At 41.4% G+C, this 17,998-nt stretch carries 13 protein-coding genes; 5 read left to right on the top strand and 8 right to left on the bottom strand.

Annotated features, from left to right (window positions below; all coding sequences use genetic code 11):
• Nucleotides 1-94 precede the first annotated feature (94 nt).
• Entirely contained in the window at nt 95-1,234 is a 1,140-nt protein-coding gene (locus VLA57_RS09950) for a WG repeat-containing protein (RefSeq protein ID WP_133104257.1), read from the bottom strand.
• A gap of 367 nt (nt 1,235-1,601) precedes the next feature.
• On the opposite strand from VLA57_RS09950, the gene VLA57_RS09945 reads away from it, so the two are divergent.
• A complete protein-coding gene (locus tag VLA57_RS09945) occupies nt 1,602-2,534 on the top strand; it encodes a DMT family transporter (RefSeq protein ID WP_011513531.1) in 933 nt (310 codons plus the stop codon).
• A 120-nt stretch (nt 2,535-2,654) separates the two neighbouring features.
• On the opposite strand, the gene VLA57_RS09940 is transcribed toward VLA57_RS09945, so the two are convergent.
• The gene (locus tag VLA57_RS09940; protein ID WP_133104256.1) at nt 2,655-4,088 is read right to left on the bottom strand and encodes a solute carrier family 23 protein; all 1,434 of its coding nucleotides are present in this window, start codon (nt 4,086-4,088) and stop codon (nt 2,655-2,657) included.
• A gap of 715 nt (nt 4,089-4,803) precedes the next feature.
• Here VLA57_RS09940 and VLA57_RS09935 point away from each other — a divergent pair.
• Nucleotides 4,804-6,237, top strand: coding sequence for an L-serine ammonia-lyase (locus tag VLA57_RS09935; protein ID WP_133104255.1), 1,434 nt, complete (start codon nt 4,804-4,806; stop codon nt 6,235-6,237).
• Nucleotides 6,238-6,377: 140 nt separating this feature from the next.
• Here the strand turns inward: VLA57_RS09935 and VLA57_RS09930 are convergent, their stop codons facing one another.
• The 3 genes from VLA57_RS09930 to xthA all read right to left on the bottom strand — a co-directional run bounded on the left by VLA57_RS09930 (nt 6,378) and on the right by xthA (nt 9,215).
• Nucleotides 6,378-6,776: a DUF4377 domain-containing protein gene (locus VLA57_RS09930; RefSeq protein ID WP_020443396.1), complete on the bottom strand. Its 399-nt coding sequence runs from the start codon at nt 6,774-6,776 to the stop codon at nt 6,378-6,380.
• A gap of 318 nt (nt 6,777-7,094) precedes the next feature.
• Entirely contained in the window at nt 7,095-8,318 is a 1,224-nt protein-coding gene (gene argJ, locus VLA57_RS09925; RefSeq protein ID WP_133104254.1) for a bifunctional glutamate N-acetyltransferase/amino-acid acetyltransferase ArgJ, read from the bottom strand.
• A gap of 72 nt (nt 8,319-8,390) precedes the next feature.
• A complete protein-coding gene (gene xthA / locus VLA57_RS09920; RefSeq protein ID WP_133104253.1) occupies nt 8,391-9,215 on the bottom strand; it encodes an exodeoxyribonuclease III in 825 nt (274 codons plus the stop codon).
• A gap of 317 nt (nt 9,216-9,532) precedes the next feature.
• On the opposite strand from xthA, the gene VLA57_RS09915 reads away from it, so the two are divergent.
• The 3 genes from VLA57_RS09915 to VLA57_RS09905 all read left to right on the top strand — a co-directional run bounded on the left by VLA57_RS09915 (nt 9,533) and on the right by VLA57_RS09905 (nt 14,680).
• Nucleotides 9,533-10,102 carry a thioesterase family protein gene (locus VLA57_RS09915; RefSeq protein WP_020443393.1) on the top strand — a complete coding sequence of 190 codons (570 nt, stop codon included), beginning with the start codon at nt 9,533-9,535 and terminating at the stop codon, nt 10,100-10,102.
• A gap of 616 nt (nt 10,103-10,718) precedes the next feature.
• Entirely contained in the window at nt 10,719-12,416 is a 1,698-nt protein-coding gene (locus VLA57_RS09910; protein WP_133104252.1) for an AMP-binding protein, read from the top strand.
• A gap of 563 nt (nt 12,417-12,979) precedes the next feature.
• Complete coding sequence (locus VLA57_RS09905) at nt 12,980-14,680, top strand: long-chain-fatty-acid--CoA ligase (protein ID WP_020443391.1); 1,701 nt, start codon at nt 12,980-12,982, stop codon at nt 14,678-14,680.
• A gap of 101 nt (nt 14,681-14,781) precedes the next feature.
• On the opposite strand, the gene VLA57_RS09900 is transcribed toward VLA57_RS09905, so the two are convergent.
• The 3 genes from VLA57_RS09900 to VLA57_RS09890 all read right to left on the bottom strand — a co-directional run bounded on the left by VLA57_RS09900 (nt 14,782) and on the right by VLA57_RS09890 (nt 17,894).
• The gene (locus tag VLA57_RS09900) at nt 14,782-15,651 is read right to left on the bottom strand and encodes an SDR family oxidoreductase (RefSeq protein WP_133104251.1); all 870 of its coding nucleotides are present in this window, start codon (nt 15,649-15,651) and stop codon (nt 14,782-14,784) included.
• Nucleotides 15,652-15,789: 138 nt separating this feature from the next.
• Nucleotides 15,790-16,542 (bottom strand): histidine phosphatase family protein, encoded by a 753-nt coding sequence (locus tag VLA57_RS09895; protein WP_133104250.1) that lies wholly within the window; start codon nt 16,540-16,542, stop codon nt 15,790-15,792.
• A 77-nt stretch (nt 16,543-16,619) separates the two neighbouring features.
• The gene (locus VLA57_RS09890) at nt 16,620-17,894 is read right to left on the bottom strand and encodes a phosphotransferase family protein (RefSeq protein WP_133104249.1); all 1,275 of its coding nucleotides are present in this window, start codon (nt 17,892-17,894) and stop codon (nt 16,620-16,622) included.
• Nucleotides 17,895-17,998 lie beyond the last annotated feature (104 nt).

The raw sequence follows: 17,998 nt of genomic DNA, 5'->3' as shown, positions 1-17,998 counted from the left end.
CTTGTGAATTTTTCCGGCTAAAAAAAAGAGCCTATAGCAATCATGAATTGCTATAGGCTCTTTTTTTTGTCAAAATAAAATATGCTATTAGGATTTAATCACAGGCGACAGCCGCGCCTTCTTTGTCAATACACATCTTAGTGCCGTTCTCTAAGCTGCCAATCCAAGCCTTATCCGCTACAAACACAAAAGAAGGTTTGTCCTTATAGAGGCTATCAAGACTGAGGCTCTTATTATTGGAATCGTCAAAATCCTTAAAGTTAAAAGGAATCACAAGCTCGCCGCCAAGATTGATAAAGCCCCACTCTGCATCAATGCGCACGCCCGCTAGCCCTTCCGAGAATGGACGTACTTCGTCGAAAGAATACGTAATCATAGTGACATTATTGTCATCAACAAATCCCCATCTACCGTCTTGTTGACGCGGCTGCAGCGTGGTAAAGCGATTAATTGGTATGGAGGCTGAATTTTTCTGTGTGCTATTTGCGCGAGCACTAGGTTTAACTTCTGATTTACTGGCAGCGGGTCGGTCATTTACACGGCTGTTTTTGGCACTCTTACCGTCATTACTTTTACTATTATCTTTTTTGACACCGGCATTTTGAGTATTAGTGCTTTGAGTATTGGCGTTCTTAATATTGCCCTCTTTATCAAGCCAGCTTATCGCTTTGTTTTTACGTACACGAGCCATACCGCCTCGGTAATCATCAATATCACTAATCGCTGCTGAAAATGGAACAATAGTCCTATTTGCCGTATCGATGACGCCATAGTGACCGCCCTGCTTGACCACGATACGCCCTTCAGATACCGGACGCGCCCAACCTTGACCGTCATTTAGCACATCGTACATCACAGGAATTACTTCACGACCTTGCATATTCAGATAACCGACATGACTATTACGCATGACAGGCAATAGACCTGCTGATATTTTATCTGCATCCACTTTTTGATAGCGCGTTAAATCAACAAGGCTTTTACCTTGCTTATCGATAAGGGCGACCGGTGCGCCAAAGTCTTTCACTGCTAAGAAATAACCACTACTCGCCGTACAAGAGACGTTCTTATAATAACTCTTAGGGATTTTACAGCTGGCAGCTTGCGCGCTTGGTATGACAAATAACGCGGTTGTTAACATACCAATTGTCAGCGCACAGCGCTTTATTAGGGATGACGGATCTTCAGATGTCGTTAATAACAGTGATCGTTTTGATAAGGTACGTTGGAGCATAAGCAAACCTAAGCTAAAGTAATGATGGCGGTTAAGGCAATTTAAATGAGATATTTTAAGGGTATTAGTTTTTTAAGCTGATGATATTACAATATAAAAGTAGAAATAAGGGTAACAAATCGCAGTAAGAACGCCAATGATATTCCTGTAAGGATATTAATTGGCAGTAGCTTGTCTTTATACTTTAGATGAAACCTTAGAAAGTTCATATTCTCTAAAGTCATAAAATACCACTATAAAATAAAAATAAATAATATCAAACCATTTCAATTTTAGCTCAAAACATCGACAATACGGCTTGTGGTAAAGATGATGTCTTTAGTACGCAATAATTGAAATAAAAGTTGTCATGATATAAGGATAATATATGGCTATTGCCTCTTCACGCTCCGCTGCTACTGGCTTGCTTATTGGCTGTGTGATCTTTGGTTTGGGCAGTTTAATCGTCGCTCATGTTGACATCGGTGGCTGGGCAATGGCTTTTTGGCGCTTGGCTATTTCAGGCGTGGTGTTTGCGGTATTAGCAAAAATGACAGGGCAACGGCTACCGCGCTCAAAACGTGCTGTTTTTTATGGCTTATTATCGGGTGCATTTTTAGGTTTGGATTTGGCACTGTGGCACGAGAGTATCTATGCGGTGGGTCCCGGCATTTCAACCTTACTAAACAGCTTACAGATTTTCTTTTTGGCAGCCATTGGCTTTCTATACTTTAACGAGCGCCAATCTATATTACAGCTTGTCAGCTTGGTCTTGGCAATGTTGGGTGTGGCAATGATCGGTAGCCCAGAATTTGCCCAGAATAAGGCTGCTACTTGGGGATTTATTACTGGTATCGTGTCAGGGGCTATGCTTGCAGCATCAATGACCTTTATACGTAAGACCCATGATACTGAGCCGACGCCGATATTCATGCTTATGCAGCTGATTAGTATTGGGGGCGGACTGGCAATGATTGTGCCAATGTTTGTCTTTGATATGGGTAATATACTGCCTAATAGCTGGTCTGATATTGGCTGGATATTGATTTATGGTACGGTCATGCAGTGCCTAGCATGGGGGCTTATCGCCTACTCTATTCCCAAGCTGTCTTTAGCATTAACTGGATTACTATTATTGACCGAGCCGGTTGCGGCATTGGTAATTGATTATACTTGGCTTGATAAGCCCATCAATACCCTACAATGGAGCGGTGCGTTACTCACGATGTTTGCCATTTATTTGGGTTCGCTAAAGCCTAAACCACGCGCCCTACGCCGTTATCGGTTTTTTGCACGGTTTTATAAGCGTGATTATAAGTAAAGCTCGTACAGAACAGTAACGATTATAAATAAGCGTCATAATAGATAAAAGCCACAATGATTATTGTGGCTTTTGCTTATCAATATAGTGAGTTATTTGAAGCTTAAGATAGTAAAAAAGTTAGTCTTTTTGGCGATTAAATAGAGCGTTAAGCACAATTGCTGTTAAGGTAGCCGTACCGATGCCACCCAAATCAAAGCCGCCTAGATGCAAGCTAAAGTTACCGGTTCCCATGATTACAGTGACTGCTGCGATGATAAGATTGCTGTTTTTACTAAAGTCGATATGGTTGTCTATCCAAATTTTCGCACCAGCGATGGCAATCAAACCAAAAACTACGATAGATGCACCGCCCAATAATGCGGGCGGAATGGTTTGAATAATCGCACCAAATTTCGGTGACAAGCCCAGCATTATAGCAACCAAACCTGCTACGACAAAAATAGTTGTACTATATACTTTGGTGACCGCCATCACGCCGATATTTTCTGCATAAGTCGTCACACCTGTACCACCAAAACCTGCCGAAAAAGTCGTCGCTAAGCCATCAGCAAAAAATGCACGCCCCATATAAGGCGTTACTCGCGCTTTAGTCATGCCTTCTACCGCTTTGAAATGTCCCAAATTTTCAGCAACTAAAATAAAGGCGACAGGGGCAATTAATATAATGGCGCTCATCTCAAAACGTGGCGCATGAATACTTGGCAGCCCAAACCATGAAGCCGTCGACACACTGCTAAAATCAATCGGCACGCCATAGCCCAATACATTGGTCATCACAAAATAAGCAATATAAGACAATATTAAGCCAACTAATAACAGCAAACGACGTAGCATGCCGCGGGTAAATACCGCTACCCCACTGATAAGCAATACCGTTAACGTGGCCATCCATGCATCAAATTGGTTGGCAGACACCCCTTGAATGGTTACGGGCGCTAAATTAAGACCAATAATCATTACAATCGCACCGGTAACAATCGGTGGCATTAAGCGCTCAATCCAACCTGTACCCGTCTTCATGACCAGCAGACCTATCAATGCATAAATAATACCGCAGGCCATAATGCCGCCCAATGCAACATTCAGATTGGCATTAAATCCTACGCCAGCATATGCCGTCACGGCAATCACGGGACCAATAAAAGCAAAACTCGATCCCAAATAACTTGGCATACGTCCACCGGTAATCACAAAAAACATCACCGTACAAATCCCAGACATCAAAATAGCTAAGTTAGGGTCAAAGCCCATTAATAATGGCGCAAGCACTGTCGCCCCAAACATTGCAAAGGTATGCTGTATACCCAGTAGCATGCTTTTTGAGGGCGGTAAATACTCATTAATGCCAACCGGATCACGATCCAAATCACCGCCATATGGACGCCATGTTGGAAACCAGCGACCATTATCAAAGTCTGGATTGTGCGGTAAGTTCATTGTCGCCGAGCCAGTTGCAACATCAATACCTGCTGCTTCTAGTGCATTTGGCGTTGATGGTTCTTTCTGACTATGCGGCGTTGATTGAGACGAGTTTTCTGGAGGGGTTATCATGCGCGATTGTCCTATAGGCTTAAGCTAATAATAACAGACTGGTAATAACTCACTAACGATACAGGCTAATAATAGCTCGAATAAATAAAGAGATAACAAATAACGGTATTTACTATAAGTGCTGTTATAGATAGTGGCTATTATATGAGATAGCTATCTATACAATAAAAAGTTAATGGAAAAATAATGAAATCTAGCTCTTACTAACTACGGATTCTTGTATGGATACAGAGCTATTTTTGATATTTTTAACACACTGTCTCTCTCGCTTAATCTTAATATCTCGCAAGAACATACTTTTTATTTCTATGTTTTTCTACACTATTTTTCTATCTCCAATCAGCTGTTTGGAAATATCATAATAATAGGTATTATTTTAGAGTATTACCACATTTTGCTAGCTGTATTGACTAAGATATGCTTTACTAAATTCAACGCTTTGGCTGCTCATACCGTGTATTCTATAGCGACAGCTAACTTACAGGATGTTACATAAGCGTTGATGCCGAGCATCATAACGGAATTTAATAATAAACAACAGCTATTATTCACCCGTCACTCGAACGAACACGTTTAAACATTTTCATAGACAATGCACTAAGTTTATCGATGATCGATACTTATTATCTATTGTTGCCCATTATAGTTTTATATGGGCGCAGTAGTCTTTGCTATGCGGTTTTTCTGAATCCCTTTTATTTTTTGGTAACTTATTATGATTAGTGTCTTTGATTTATTCAAAATCGGCGTTGGCCCATCAAGCTCTCATACGGTTGGTCCTATGATAGCGGCTAACTTGTTTGTACAGTCACTCCTAAAGCAAACCAATCTGAGCGACATCCAGTCTTTAGAGATTGAGTTATATGGCTCGCTTGCGGCAACTGGTAAAGGACATGCTACAGATACTGCCATATTACTGGGCTTACTTGGTCATGCACCTAGCACCATCGATACGCGTTTGACCAGTGAATATCTGGCACCGATCTTTTCAGACAATCAACTCAATATCGCAGGCGAGCACGTTATTGCTTTTGATACAGAGCGTGATATTCACTGGTATGATGAGACGGTTCTACCTTATCATCCGAATGCTATGACTATTCGTGTGTCTTTGGCGAATGGCAGCCCTTATCAGCAGACTTATTATTCCGTAGGAGGTGGATTTGTTATCAATGAAGAAGATGCGACCAATCCTGATGAAGATAATGCAACGCCGACTATCGATGTGATTCCTTATCCTTTTAATAGCGCCGCAGAGCTATTAGAACAATGCCGTAAACATCACTTGAGCGTGAGCGAGCTGGTATTAGCAAACGAATGCCATTACCGTGAGCAGGCAGAAGTATTTGCGTATTTAGATTCTATTTGGGAGTCGATGCAAGATTGTGTGACCCGTGGCTGCCAAAACAGCGGTATTTTACCGGGTGGATTAGATGTAAGACGCCGCGCTCAAGCACTATATGTGCAACTATGTGCTGAAAAAGACCAGCCGATTGCGCAAAATGACAAACTGGTTGCGATGGATTGGATTGATTTATATGCTTTGGCAGTCAATGAAGAAAATGCCAATGGCGGCAATGTGGTCACTGCTCCTACCAACGGCGCCGCAGGTATCATTCCTGCAGTGATGCATTATTATCGCGATTTTTTATCAAACTATAGCCTTGATGGCGCGCGCAAGTTTTTGTTAAATGCCACAGCAATTGGCAGCTTAATCAAACAAAACGCTTCAATATCGGGTGCTGAAGTGGGCTGCCAAGGTGAAGTCGGTTCAGCTTGTGCGATGGCGGCATCTGCATTGGCAGAAATCTTAGGTGGCGACCCTGCTAAATGTCTCAATGCTGCTGAGATTGGTATCGAGCATAACTTGGGTCTGACCTGTGATCCTGTTGGTGGCTTAGTCCAAGTACCTTGCATCGAGCGCAATGCGATGGGCGCAGTCAAAGCAGTCAATGCTGCACGACTTGCCTGCCGTGGTAATGGTCAACATTTTGTCTCTTTAGACAAAGTCATTGAAACTATGAAAGTTACTGGCGCTGACATGTTAGATAAATACAAAGAAACTTCTCGCGGTGGATTGGCAGTATATGCTGACAACCGTATACCGACTGCCACTCATGGCGTCAGCGTGAAATACAGCCAATGCTAATGATTGGGCAGCTTATAATTCAATAGAAAATATAAATCCTATTATGAAAAAGACCTCTAATCATTAGAGGTCTTTTTTCAAGCTAACTGCTATTGAATTAACGATAGTGCTATTTATTCCAAAAGCTACTTGATGAGCAATTATTCCGCTTTTTTTGACACTACTTGGTTCAGTATCCAAACTGGCTTAACCGCATTCGTTACTTCATCCATCATCGCTTCTTGGCGAACGTCTAAAACATAACGATAATTTGGCTCATACGTAAAGCCTTGAATATTACCATTTAAAGGGGTGTAGTTTTTCTGATACGTTTGGCGATACTGCAAGCACTCTGACTCAATCATGGCACCATTAGAAGCTTGTAGCTCACAAACTGCTTTCAGCGGAGCTATCTCTATTTTAAAACTTGGAATGTTAATGACTTTAACCACTGCTGGTTCACCTTCAACGACCATGGTACGCGTATCGTCAGTTGCCATGGTTGAACAACCTGATAAAACAAACGTTGCCATCACTGCTGCTAATGCTAACTTTTTCATTATAAAATCCTCAATATATTCATAGTTTTATTTGTTTAGACTCGATTTATTCATTTTAGAATAACCGGTTTTTCAATATCACTTAATCACTTATTATTAACTCGACCAGTATAGGGCGCAAAGTAACTGCGCCTCTATAACTGCTTTGTAACTTAACGTCAGCTTTTGCAACGACTGTTAATCAACAGTAAATAAATATTTTTGATATTACCGATAAATACACCCTACTTTCAGTGATATCAGTTTAAAACACTAAATAAAAAACGCTCAGAATCATGATGATTCTGAGCGTTTTTTGTAAGTAAGTATTAAGATTGTTTAGCTACGATAGTCCGCATTTATTTTGACATAGTCGTAAGATAAATCGCAGGTGTAAACGGTATCATGGGCATCACCGCGTACAAGATCGATATGAATGGTAATCTCAGGGCGACTCATGACCGTATTGCCCGCCTCTTCCGTATAGTTTGGCGCGACACCACCATTTTGACAAATCATAACTTCGTCTAAGTAGACATCGACTTGTTCGGTATCAAGGTCTTCAATCCCAGCATAACCGACGGCTGCTAATATACGACCCCAGTTGGCATCACTGGCAAAAAATGCCGTTTTGACCAAGGGTGAATGCGCAACCGCATATGCCACATCGCAGCATTCTTGCGTGGTTTTGCCACCTGTAACTTTAACTGTCATAAATTTAGTAGCGCCTTCACCATCACGTACGATCAGTTGTGCCAAACGTATAAAGACTTCAGCTAACGCCTCAAACACTGCCTGATAATGTGGGTGCTCAGGGCTATCAATGATATCTGAGCTCGCAGCACCTGTCGCTATCAATACACAACAATCATTGGTCGAGGTATCACCATCAACCGTAATACGGTTAAAAGACTGCTCATTGATAGCATTTAACATCTCTTGTAATAAGTCAGCAGCAATATTGGCATCGGTTGCAACATAGCCAAGCATGGTTGCCATATTGGGACGTATCATGCCTGAGCCTTTTGACATCCCCGTAATATGATAACTACTACCATCAACATCGATTTTTTTACTCGCGAGCTTTGGAATCGTATCCGTTGTACGGATACCATTTGCAGCAGCAAGCCAATTATCAGGCGCTAGATTGGCTAATGCGTTGTCTAGTCCAGCGATAATCGCTTCACTATTTAATGGCTCACCAATAACACCCGTCGAAAATGGCAGTACTGCATCACTAGCCACGCCAGCTTTAGCAGCCAATGCCGCACAGATATCTGTGGCGCGGCGTTTGCCATCAGCACCGGTTCCAGCATTAGCATTACCAGTATTGGTCACCAAATAGCGCGGAGAAGCTGCAGCAAAGTGTTCACGTAATACGCGCACAGGCGCTGCACAAAATGCGTTTTTGGTCGTTACCACTGCAGTGGCCGCATCAGCTGCGATCTCAATAATTACCAAATCATCACGATCTTTATAACGTACGCCTGCTGCGGTAGCGCTTAATTTAATGCCTTCAATAGGATAAATCGTCTCAGGTACTGCAACATTGCCAACTGCCATCATTCACTCCTTAATTATTGATATTGGTATATTTTTATTGATTGTAAAGCTTTAATCGTAATGGTAAAAACATCATACTTTGTTTAAATCAAATGCTGTCCAAATAGGCGCATGGTCAGAGGGTTTTTCCATAGCGCGCAGCTCATAGCTGATACCCGCATCAACACAACATTCAACAAGATCAGGCGTACATAAAATATGATCAATACGCAATCCACGCTTAGGATCATCATCAAAACCGCGACTGCGATAATCAAACCAGCTGTATAATTCAGTGCTTTCTGGATAATGCAAACGGTAGGTATCAGTCAACTCACGTGACATAAGATTGCTATACCACTCACGCTCCTCAGGTAGGAAGGATGTTTTTCTATTTTTCAACCAACGCTTAGCATTTACTTCACCGATTCCAATATCGATGTCTTCTGGGGCAATATTCATATCCCCCATAATCACTAGCGAGCGCCCTTCTGCTTTTAGCGTATCAATATAGGCCATTAAATCAGCATAATAAGCGCGTTTCATCGGAAATTTGGTCGGATGATCTTGACTCTCACCCTGTGGGAAATAGCCATTGAGCACATCAATCTCACGCCCATCAAACTCATAACGCGCATGAATAAAACGTTTTTGCGCCTCTTCATCTTCGTCAGGGAAACCTTTTTGCACAAAAATAGGCGCAACTTTCGATAATAATGCCACACCGTAATGCGCTTTTTGTCCAAAATACTCGACGTGATAGCCCAAGCCTTCTACATTTTCAAGGGGAAACTGCTCATCATGCACCTTGGTTTCTTGCAGACCCATGACATCAGGATCAATAATATCTCGCACCGCCTCCAGCTGATGTTGACGAGCTCGGATACCATTGATATTAAAACAAACAAAACGGGTCATAAATTATCCTATCCTATATAAATAACTGCTTTGATAAGTAAATGCAGTTTTAAAATGCACTTATAAATAAATCTAAAATAAAACAAATACGGTTATGATAACAGACATAGACAGCGCTAGCTGTTGCACCCTTTTATATCTTGAGTTAGAGTGTTTGTTTGGTCTAATTACTTGGCTGTTTGCCGTGTCATTTTATCAAAACATGCTATCAAGCCATTCTTATTGACTATCCTACTTTTTATTAAATCATGCTTATCAAGCAGCGGCATTTAAACAACTTATAACACCCTATTATTAAAAATCTATTGAGCATTATTATGACAAAAACAACTGATAAGAACCCAACTGCCGTATCAAAACCTCACATAATTACGCCGTTATTTGCGACCAACTATAATGTCTACATCAATCATACTGATGCTGGCGGTATAGTCTATCATGCCAATCACTTAGTGTTCTTTGAAAACTGCCGCCGCGATTGGTTTACTCAATTGGGCTTAAATGGTTATTTTTTAGAGACCAATGACGGTCAGATTCAGCATTTCGTCGTCACTCAAGCGGACTTGCAATATAAGCGCGCAATTTTATTAGATGAGGTCATTAATGTACGCATTGATAACGTTGAGATAAAACCTGCCAGCATTGTATTTTATCAAAGCATTTATCGTCAGCCCTCTCAAGAGAACACTGCTGACAATGTAAAAGCGGTTTTGCTAAGCAGCACTAAAATCGTTGTTGCCTGTGTACAAAATCAAATCACACCGGATGCTATAGAGAATGATGCGTCAAATAAAACCATCTCAAATACCGCGCCAATGCGCCCTATTCGTGTGCCAAAAAAATTGCGTGTTGCTATTGAGCAAGCAATTTCAGAATACAATAAGTAGCTTCTATAATAATTGATTTCTTAAATATCTTTAGAAAAATCTGTTTTTCCTACGACAGTAATTAGTCATCTTCTCTTTTCGTATGATATATAGAATCGATTTGATTTAAAACCGATACAGCTCTACTGCTATAGACTTTTCGTAGCCCCTGTGAAGCATGCTATGCCTACAAGGACTGCAAAACATTTATTCCAGCCTCGCTGTATCATTTTTACATTGAGCGGGGTATAGACCTTTCTATATATTCATTTATAAGGATATTTCCTGTACTGAGCAGTACTCTTATCATCATAGTGCCTTAGCCTAGATTCATGCTAACGTATTGCTTAAATGTATCATTATATATTTGATATATTATTTTTTTGTGGTAGATGGTTGGTAGAAAAAATTAATTCAGCTAATTTTTTAAGATTACTCAAATAGCTTCTTAATTAAACACTTATTTTTTACCATTTACTGATGCCAAATAACCCAATAACACCAGCAGTCTGTCAATGGATAAGGATATTATTAAATTCAGCGATCGCTTTTATGTCAGCGCTGTTTTGTTATTGACAAGGATCTGACTGCTTAGCTAGCAACATTTAACCTCTCTCATATTTCAAGGACGCTGACTATGATGCCAAATAAACCTTGGCTTGCAAATTACCCTATTGGTGTGCCAAAGACGATTGATCCAGACAAATATAGCAGTATCATGGAGCTATATGAAGAGTGCTTCGATCGCTTTCGCATGCATCCTATGACCATCTGTATGGGCGTTACTCATACCTACGACGATGTCGATAAAGCTTCTATCGCGGTTGCTGCATGGTTACAGGCAAAAGGTCTGCCTCAAGGTAGCGTAGTCGCGCTTATGATGCCAAACGTGCCGCAATACTTGCCAACGATGATTGGTATTTTGCGCGCCGGTTATATCTGTACACCCGTAAATCCTCTGTATACTGGTCGCGAGCTACGCCATCAATTGAATGACTCTGGCGCTCAGGTTATTTTTGTCGTCGATAACTTTGCCCAAGCACTTGAGCAGGTCATTGAAGAAACCCACATCAAACACATTGTCCTATCAAAAATGGGCGATATGATGGGTCTAAAAGGTATATTGGTCAACACCATTATCCGTCAGGTCAAACGCTTGGTACCCAAGTATAATCTGAATGACCCAAAATACGACGTCACTAAGTTCCCTGATGTGCTCAAGAAAGGCAAAAACCTGCCGTTCCAAAAGCCAAAACTGTCTTTGAGTCAAACCGCCTTTTTGCAATATACAGGTGGTACAACAGGGCTTTCTAAAGGCGCTATTTTATCTCAGCGTAATATTGTCGCAGGCGCGATGCAGTCAGAAGCTTGGACTCGCCCTATTACCTCAGAGATTAATGAGGTATATATCAATATGGTGATGGCACTGCCGCTGTATCATATTTTTGCCTTTATGCTGAGCTCACTGGGTATGCGTGCAGGTTACACCTTTATATTGGTTCCTAACCCGCGTGATATACCAGGCTTTGTTAAGACGTTATCAAAACAGCCCTTCCATATTTTCCCTGCGGTCAATACCTTATTTAAAGGCTTACTCGACAATCCGAACTTTAAAAATCTAGATTTTAGCTCATTACGCATCTCACAAGCAGGCGGCATGGCAGCGACTGAGCAAACAGCAAGACGCTGGCTTGAGACGACAGGCTGCGCTATGATTGAAGGTTGGGGAATGACGGAAGGGGTTGCTGTTGGTACTGCCAACGTCATCACTGATCGCAAGTTTAATGGTACGATTGGCGTCCCTGTCCCTAGTGTTGATGTCATTATTATCGATGACGAGGGCAACCCTGTCGGTGCCAATCAAGCAGGCGAGATGTGTGTCAAAGGACCTAACGTCACCTCAGGTTATCTAAATAGAGACAGTAGTGATGACTTTACCAAAGATGGCTACTTTCGCACTGGCGATATCGTCAGCATGGACGAGAAAGGCTACTTTAGACTATTAGACCGTAAAAAAGACATGATTTTGGTGTCAGGATTTAATGTATTTCCAAATGAGATCGAGTCGGTCATGCTTGATTGTGATGGCATTATCGATTGTGCTGTCATCGGTATCCCTGATGAGAATCAAGGTGAAGCGGTCAAAATCTATGTTGTCCCTGCTGATAACAATGTCACCAAAAACTCTATTAAAGAGTTTGCTTTAGACAATATGACTGGTTATAAATGCCCACGTCATATCGAGTTTGTTACTGAGCTACCAAAAAGTAACGTCGGTAAAGTATTACGTCAAAAACTTCGCGAGAAGCATATGATAGACAATCCTCAACTATAATTAAAGCGGTCTTTTAATTGTCAAGAGCGCCTTGCATTAGATGCAAGGCGCTTTTTTATTAACCATACCATCGATCAATTTTAAACTTTATTAGCATTTTTAATATGCTATCTTATCTCTGCAATCGCTTCACTATTCTTAGTTGCAACATATATTTTTCAATATATCAAGTATAACGACAAACTCTCAAGTTCTTTTATAGCAATAACTTACTCAATTACACTTATGTTAATGTATTGCCAAAATATGTTACGCTATTGTTTATAACATTGAGTCAGTAATATATTTAACTGAGGTCAATTAATTGACCTTAAACAGCAGTACATTTTTCAAAAATAATTACAAACCAGCCATTTAATCCATTCAGATGAGTTTTCTGTGTGGTTAAATGAATTTTTAGTTCAATCACCTTGTATAAAGGCCGCCGTATTTTAGCAGTTTGTGAATAAATGGGATAGCACTCGACAATCCACCGCCTAACTGGTGATGACTCGTATTGTTGACATGGATGTGACTACTTTTGTATAGAGCCTTAACTGATCGCAAATTTAAGGACGCTTAGTATGACAACAGATAAACCTTGGCTTGCTCAATATCCAGCAAACGTACCCAAGACTATTAATCCTGATCAGTATGAAAGTCTCATCGAGTTGTATGAAGAGTGTTTTGACCGCTTCCGTATGCATCCTATGACCATCTGTATGGGCGTTTCTCATACTTATGGAGACGTGGACAAAGCGTCTCTTGCTGTCGCTGCTTGGTTGCAAGCACAAGATATCCCCAAAGGTAGCGTAGTGGCAGTCATGATGCCAAATGTACCGCAATACTTACCGACGATGATCGGTATATTACGCGCCGGCTATGTTTGCACTCCTATCAACCCACTATACACTGGTCGTGAGCTACGTCATCAACTCAATGATTCAGGCGCTCAGGTTATTTTTGTCGTCGATAACTTTGCTCAAGCACTTGAGCAAGTCATTGAAGAGACGAACATCAAACGTATTGTCCTATCGAAAATGGGCGACATGATGGGACTAAAGGGTATTTTGGTCAACACCGTTATTCGTCAGGTCAAACGCTTAGTGCCTAAGTACAACCTGAATGACCCTAAGTATAATGTTACCAAATTCCCTGATGTGCTTAAAAAAGGCAAAAACCTGCCTTTTCAAACACCAAAAACCTCACTGCAACAAAAAGCTATTTTACAATATACCGGCGGTACAACAGGCCTATCTAAAGGCGCTATTTTAACCCAGCGTAACGTTGTCGCTGCTGCCATGCAATCAGAAGCATGGTATCGCCCTGTTACCTCTGAAATTAATGAGGTGTACATTAATATGGTGATGGCATTGCCGCTATATCATATATTTGCCTTTATGCTGAGCTTGCTAGGTATGCGTTCGGGTTATACTTTTATATTAATACCTAATCCACGAGACATGCCTGGATTTGTCAAAACCTTATCAAAACAGCCCTTCCATATTTTTCCTGCCGTCAATACCTTGTTTAAAGGGCTACTTGATCAACCAACCTTTAAAAACTTAGATTTTAGCGCATTACGTATCTCACAAGCAGGCGGTATGGCAGCGACTGAGCAGACGGCAGCGCGCTGGTTAGAAGTCACTGGTTGCCCGATGGTTGAGGGTTGGGGTATGACTGAAGGGGTTGCAGCAGGTACTGCTAACGTCATTACTGATCGCAAGTTCAATGGCACTATTGGCATTCCTGTACCTAGTGTCGATGTAATTGTGGTCGATGATAATGGCGAGACCGTAGGTTTTAATCAGTCTGGTGAAATGTGCATTAAGGGACCAAATATCACCTCAGGCTATTTTAATAAAGACAACACCAACGACTTTACTAAAGAGGGTTACTTCCGTACTGGTGATATCATTAGTATGGACGAAAAAGGCTATATCACTTTACTTGATCGCAAAAAAGACATGATTTTGGTATCAGGATTTAACGTCTTTCCGAATGAGATTGAGTCAGTTATGCTAGATTGCAAAGGTATTATTGATTGCGCAGTGATTGGCATTTCTGATGAGCATCAAGGCGAAGCGGTCAAAATTTATATCGTTCCTGCTGATAACAATGTTACCAAGAGTGATATTAAAGAATTTGCCTTGGACAATTTGACTGGCTACAAATGCCCGCGTCATATCGAATTTGTGAGTGAGTTGCCAAAGAGTAATGTGGGTAAAATATTGCGTCAAAAACTGCGTGAAAAACACATGGCAGATAACCCTCAAATGTTATAACTTCTAAAATCTGTACACATTAAGACCAATAAAAGAATCCCTCTATATCAGCATATAGAGGGATTCTTTTATTGGTCTTGATATTATTAATGTCGCTTGTACTAACTGACTTTATTGACCACCTGCAATGGCAAGTGCTTCATTGCTTGACCGACGATAGACCATGGTAGACTGGGTACACAAGCTTCATCAACCTCAGCTTCAATCGCTGCAACGATGGATTTGGTGCCCGTATCTGCATCTACTTCAAACGGTAATGGCTTGGCATTTTCATTGATTTCAGTACGGATATAGCCTGGATAAATAGTAGAGACTTTGATCGGCAGTTTGGTCAATAGCATATCAGCACGGATACCCTCTGCCAAATGTGCCAAACCTGCTTTACTCGCACCATAGGCAGTCAAGTGCTTAGGTAATCCACGCATCGCTGACATACTAGATATCACGACCAAATGGCCCCTATTTTGTGCGCGAAAGATACTCATCGCCGCTTCACACTGCGCGAGCGCTGAGATAAAGTTAACTTCAACCGTACGGCGGTTGGTATCAAAGCGTCCTTTACCAATACGGCGACTCTCGCCAATGCCTGCATTTACCACGACACGATCAATATGACCAAAGTCAGCCGTGAAGGCATCAAACACTTCAAAAATCGCATTATAATCACTAACGTCTAACACTCGATACTCGATACGAATATCAGGATATTGTGCCATCAGCTCTATTTGTAGACTGTCCAAACGATCCGTACGACGCGCACAAATAGCAAGGTTGTATCCAAGCTTAGCAAACAATCTCGCCATGCCCTCGCCCAACCCTGAGCTGGCACCCGTGATTAAAACTGTTTTGCCACGACCAATCTGCTGCTTATTTAAACCTTTTAAATAACGTGCTGGTTGGACCGCGCCAAATAATTGATTTTTACTTTTGGCAACTTTTTTTGCCACTAGGCTCAGTAATTTATTTTGCATGGACATTCTCTTATGTATCAATGATAACCTCAAGATAACGTAAACACTTCCAACTGTCTATCTGGCTTTGGTGTTATCTGCGCTAATAGCCAGCCACTACAGACTTTCTATAACAAGGTTTTAGCAACCAATCATGACTTATCGCCATGTCACAAAACGCTTACCATCAGCGAATAAATGACTATACTCATTTAATGATAGTAAACGTGAATTCTGCTCTTTTAAAGTAATAGATGTCACGCCCGTATTAACCAAGCTTTTATTGATTTGATACGCAGTTTGACTGCCTTGTTGCAAGAGTTGCGATGTAATAGCCGCAATCACACCGCCTGAAGTAAATACCAATACCGTACTATCACGATTTAAATTTAGCGTTGTCACCTGTATACGTATTTGCTCAAGCGCTTGCTTAGCTCGCTCATTAAACTGTGACCAGCTTTCTATATAATCTTGATCATAATCACCGCCATGCCAGCGCTGCATCGCGTTATCAAATAACTCAGCCAAACGTGTCATCGGTACATCCGCTTTAGCAATCTCAGCTGCAATTGATGCTCGAGTGCTGAATGCTGGATCTGATTTAACAAAAACATCTTTATGATTAAATTCATCAAATTGTGGCAGTACATAGCTATCCGGCGCACTCATATCGATTGCAGGCTTGTTAGAGCTATCGGTATCAGCAAATGACTGATAACGCTGCCAAAAATGATGTGCAGAATCTTGTTGCCTGACCAAACTCCCCGTAAAAATAGCATCGATTCGGCGCTGGGTCGTTGCATAATGCTGGCCGAGCATTTGCGCTTGGATACCACCTAGCTCTGACAGCTGATCGTAATTTTCTTGTCCAAAGGATGCCTGGCCATGACGTGCCAGAAGAATGGTTGTCATAAAATACTGCCTTTTATCATAGTTTCAATATGCTGATTTCAAAAATTTTACTTGCTAAAAAATTACTCAGCTTTTGATTACGGCGACTTAGCAAAATAGCCTTTTGGTAAAATACCTTTAATAACTTTTTGTACAGGCGCTGGTAATTGCTCAATGGTGGCAGCATCGACGCCCATATCTTGCAAATGCGGCTGCACATGAGTATTAAATAACGCCTCACCTTCATACTGTGCTATCAACTTCAGAGATTTTGCATGCAATACATGAACGATAAGCCAAAAATTCTTAAATGCCGGATTGGTCGTTTGTTTATGATAGTAGCGGTAATAAATTTGCTGGACAATACCTGCTAGACGGAATAAACCAAACACCTCATAAAACGTCCAGTTGTCTATCTCTAGACCTGTCTGCTCAAGATAATAAGCAACCACCTCATCGCGAGTCATCATCCCTTCTAAATGCGTGGGCTGACGGCGTGACTGCTGCATGATGATGTTATCATCTTCTTCAATCCAGTAAGCCAAGGCGCTACCCAAATCCATCAAAGGATCACCCAAGGTGGCCATTTCCCAATCAAGTACACCGATAACCTTAGTTGGATCTGCGGCATCTAAAATGACATTGTCAAAACGCCAATCATTGTGAATCAAGCAAGTCTTACTATCAGCAGGCGTATGCTTGCCAAGCCATTGACGTACCAATGCAAAACTTGGGACGTTAGGTGTTTTGGCTTTGACATAACGCTTATCCCAACCTGTTACTTGGCGCTCGCAATAACCTTCGCCACGCCCAAGATTCACTAAATCAGGATGCGCTTTATAATCTACTTGGTGCAGCTCAACCAAAGCATCGATAACATTGGTACATAATGCACGCGTTTGCTCTTCGTTTAAATCAATCCCTTTTGGCAAATTGGCACGAGGAATGATACCTTCCATACGCTCCATGACATAGAAATCGGCACCGATGACGGACTCATCCGTACATAGCGCGACCATTTTAGGTACATAAGGATAAGCATCCTTTAAGGATTTTTGGACAGTGTATTCGCGCACCATATCATGTGCTGATTTGGCTTTAGTGCCTTTTGGCGGACGGCGTAAGATTAAATCTTGGCTCTTACTTTCAGCGTTACCTTCGCCTTCATATTGCAGGCGATAAGTCCAGTTTGATGCTCCGCCTGAGAATTGGGTAACCGTTGGCTCACCTGCTACATCGATTCCTTGGGCGCGTAGCCAGTTACTAACCGCTTTGGCGTCAAGCTCTTCACCCTCACGAACCTCGCCGCCTTTATCTAAGATTTTATTAGCTACTTCTTTATCCGTAGTATTGCTCTGATTAGCAGTTGCCATAAGATGTTCCTTATCGTGTGGGCAGTTATTTTTATTGATTATTTAGGGGTGAAGAATCCACTATCAAATGATTGATAGTGGATTTATGGTTATGGTCGCCATTG

Source organism: Psychrobacter sp. S4(2024) (assembly GCF_036861305.1).
In the GTDB taxonomy this organism is placed as follows: Bacteria; Pseudomonadota; Gammaproteobacteria; order Pseudomonadales; family Moraxellaceae; genus Psychrobacter; species Psychrobacter cryohalolentis.
This window is presented reverse-complemented; position numbering and strand designations above follow the sequence as displayed.

What these genes read in the sequence shown, in the direction of transcription:
- VLA57_RS09950 (WP_133104257.1), bottom strand. Translation starts at nt 1,234, where the DNA reads ATGCTCCAACGTACCTTATCAAAACGATCACTGTTATTAACGACATCT.
- VLA57_RS09945 (WP_011513531.1), top strand. Translation starts at nt 1,602, where the DNA reads ATGGCTATTGCCTCTTCACGCTCCGCTGCTACTGGCTTGCTTATTGGC.
- VLA57_RS09940 (WP_133104256.1), bottom strand. Translation starts at nt 4,088, where the DNA reads ATGATAACCCCTCCAGAAAACTCGTCTCAATCAACGCCGCATAGTCAG.
- VLA57_RS09935 (WP_133104255.1), top strand. Translation starts at nt 4,804, where the DNA reads ATGATTAGTGTCTTTGATTTATTCAAAATCGGCGTTGGCCCATCAAGC.
- VLA57_RS09930 (WP_020443396.1), bottom strand. Translation starts at nt 6,776, where the DNA reads ATGAAAAAGTTAGCATTAGCAGCAGTGATGGCAACGTTTGTTTTATCA.
- argJ (WP_133104254.1), bottom strand. Translation starts at nt 8,318, where the DNA reads ATGGCAGTTGGCAATGTTGCAGTACCTGAGACGATTTATCCTATTGAA.
- xthA (WP_133104253.1), bottom strand. Translation starts at nt 9,215, where the DNA reads ATGACCCGTTTTGTTTGTTTTAATATCAATGGTATCCGAGCTCGTCAA.
- VLA57_RS09915 (WP_020443393.1), top strand. Translation starts at nt 9,533, where the DNA reads ATGACAAAAACAACTGATAAGAACCCAACTGCCGTATCAAAACCTCAC.
- VLA57_RS09910 (WP_133104252.1), top strand. Translation starts at nt 10,719, where the DNA reads ATGATGCCAAATAAACCTTGGCTTGCAAATTACCCTATTGGTGTGCCA.
- VLA57_RS09905 (WP_020443391.1), top strand. Translation starts at nt 12,980, where the DNA reads ATGACAACAGATAAACCTTGGCTTGCTCAATATCCAGCAAACGTACCC.
- VLA57_RS09900 (WP_133104251.1), bottom strand. Translation starts at nt 15,651, where the DNA reads ATGCAAAATAAATTACTGAGCCTAGTGGCAAAAAAAGTTGCCAAAAGT.
- VLA57_RS09895 (WP_133104250.1), bottom strand. Translation starts at nt 16,542, where the DNA reads ATGACAACCATTCTTCTGGCACGTCATGGCCAGGCATCCTTTGGACAA.
- VLA57_RS09890 (WP_133104249.1), bottom strand. Translation starts at nt 17,894, where the DNA reads ATGGCAACTGCTAATCAGAGCAATACTACGGATAAAGAAGTAGCTAAT.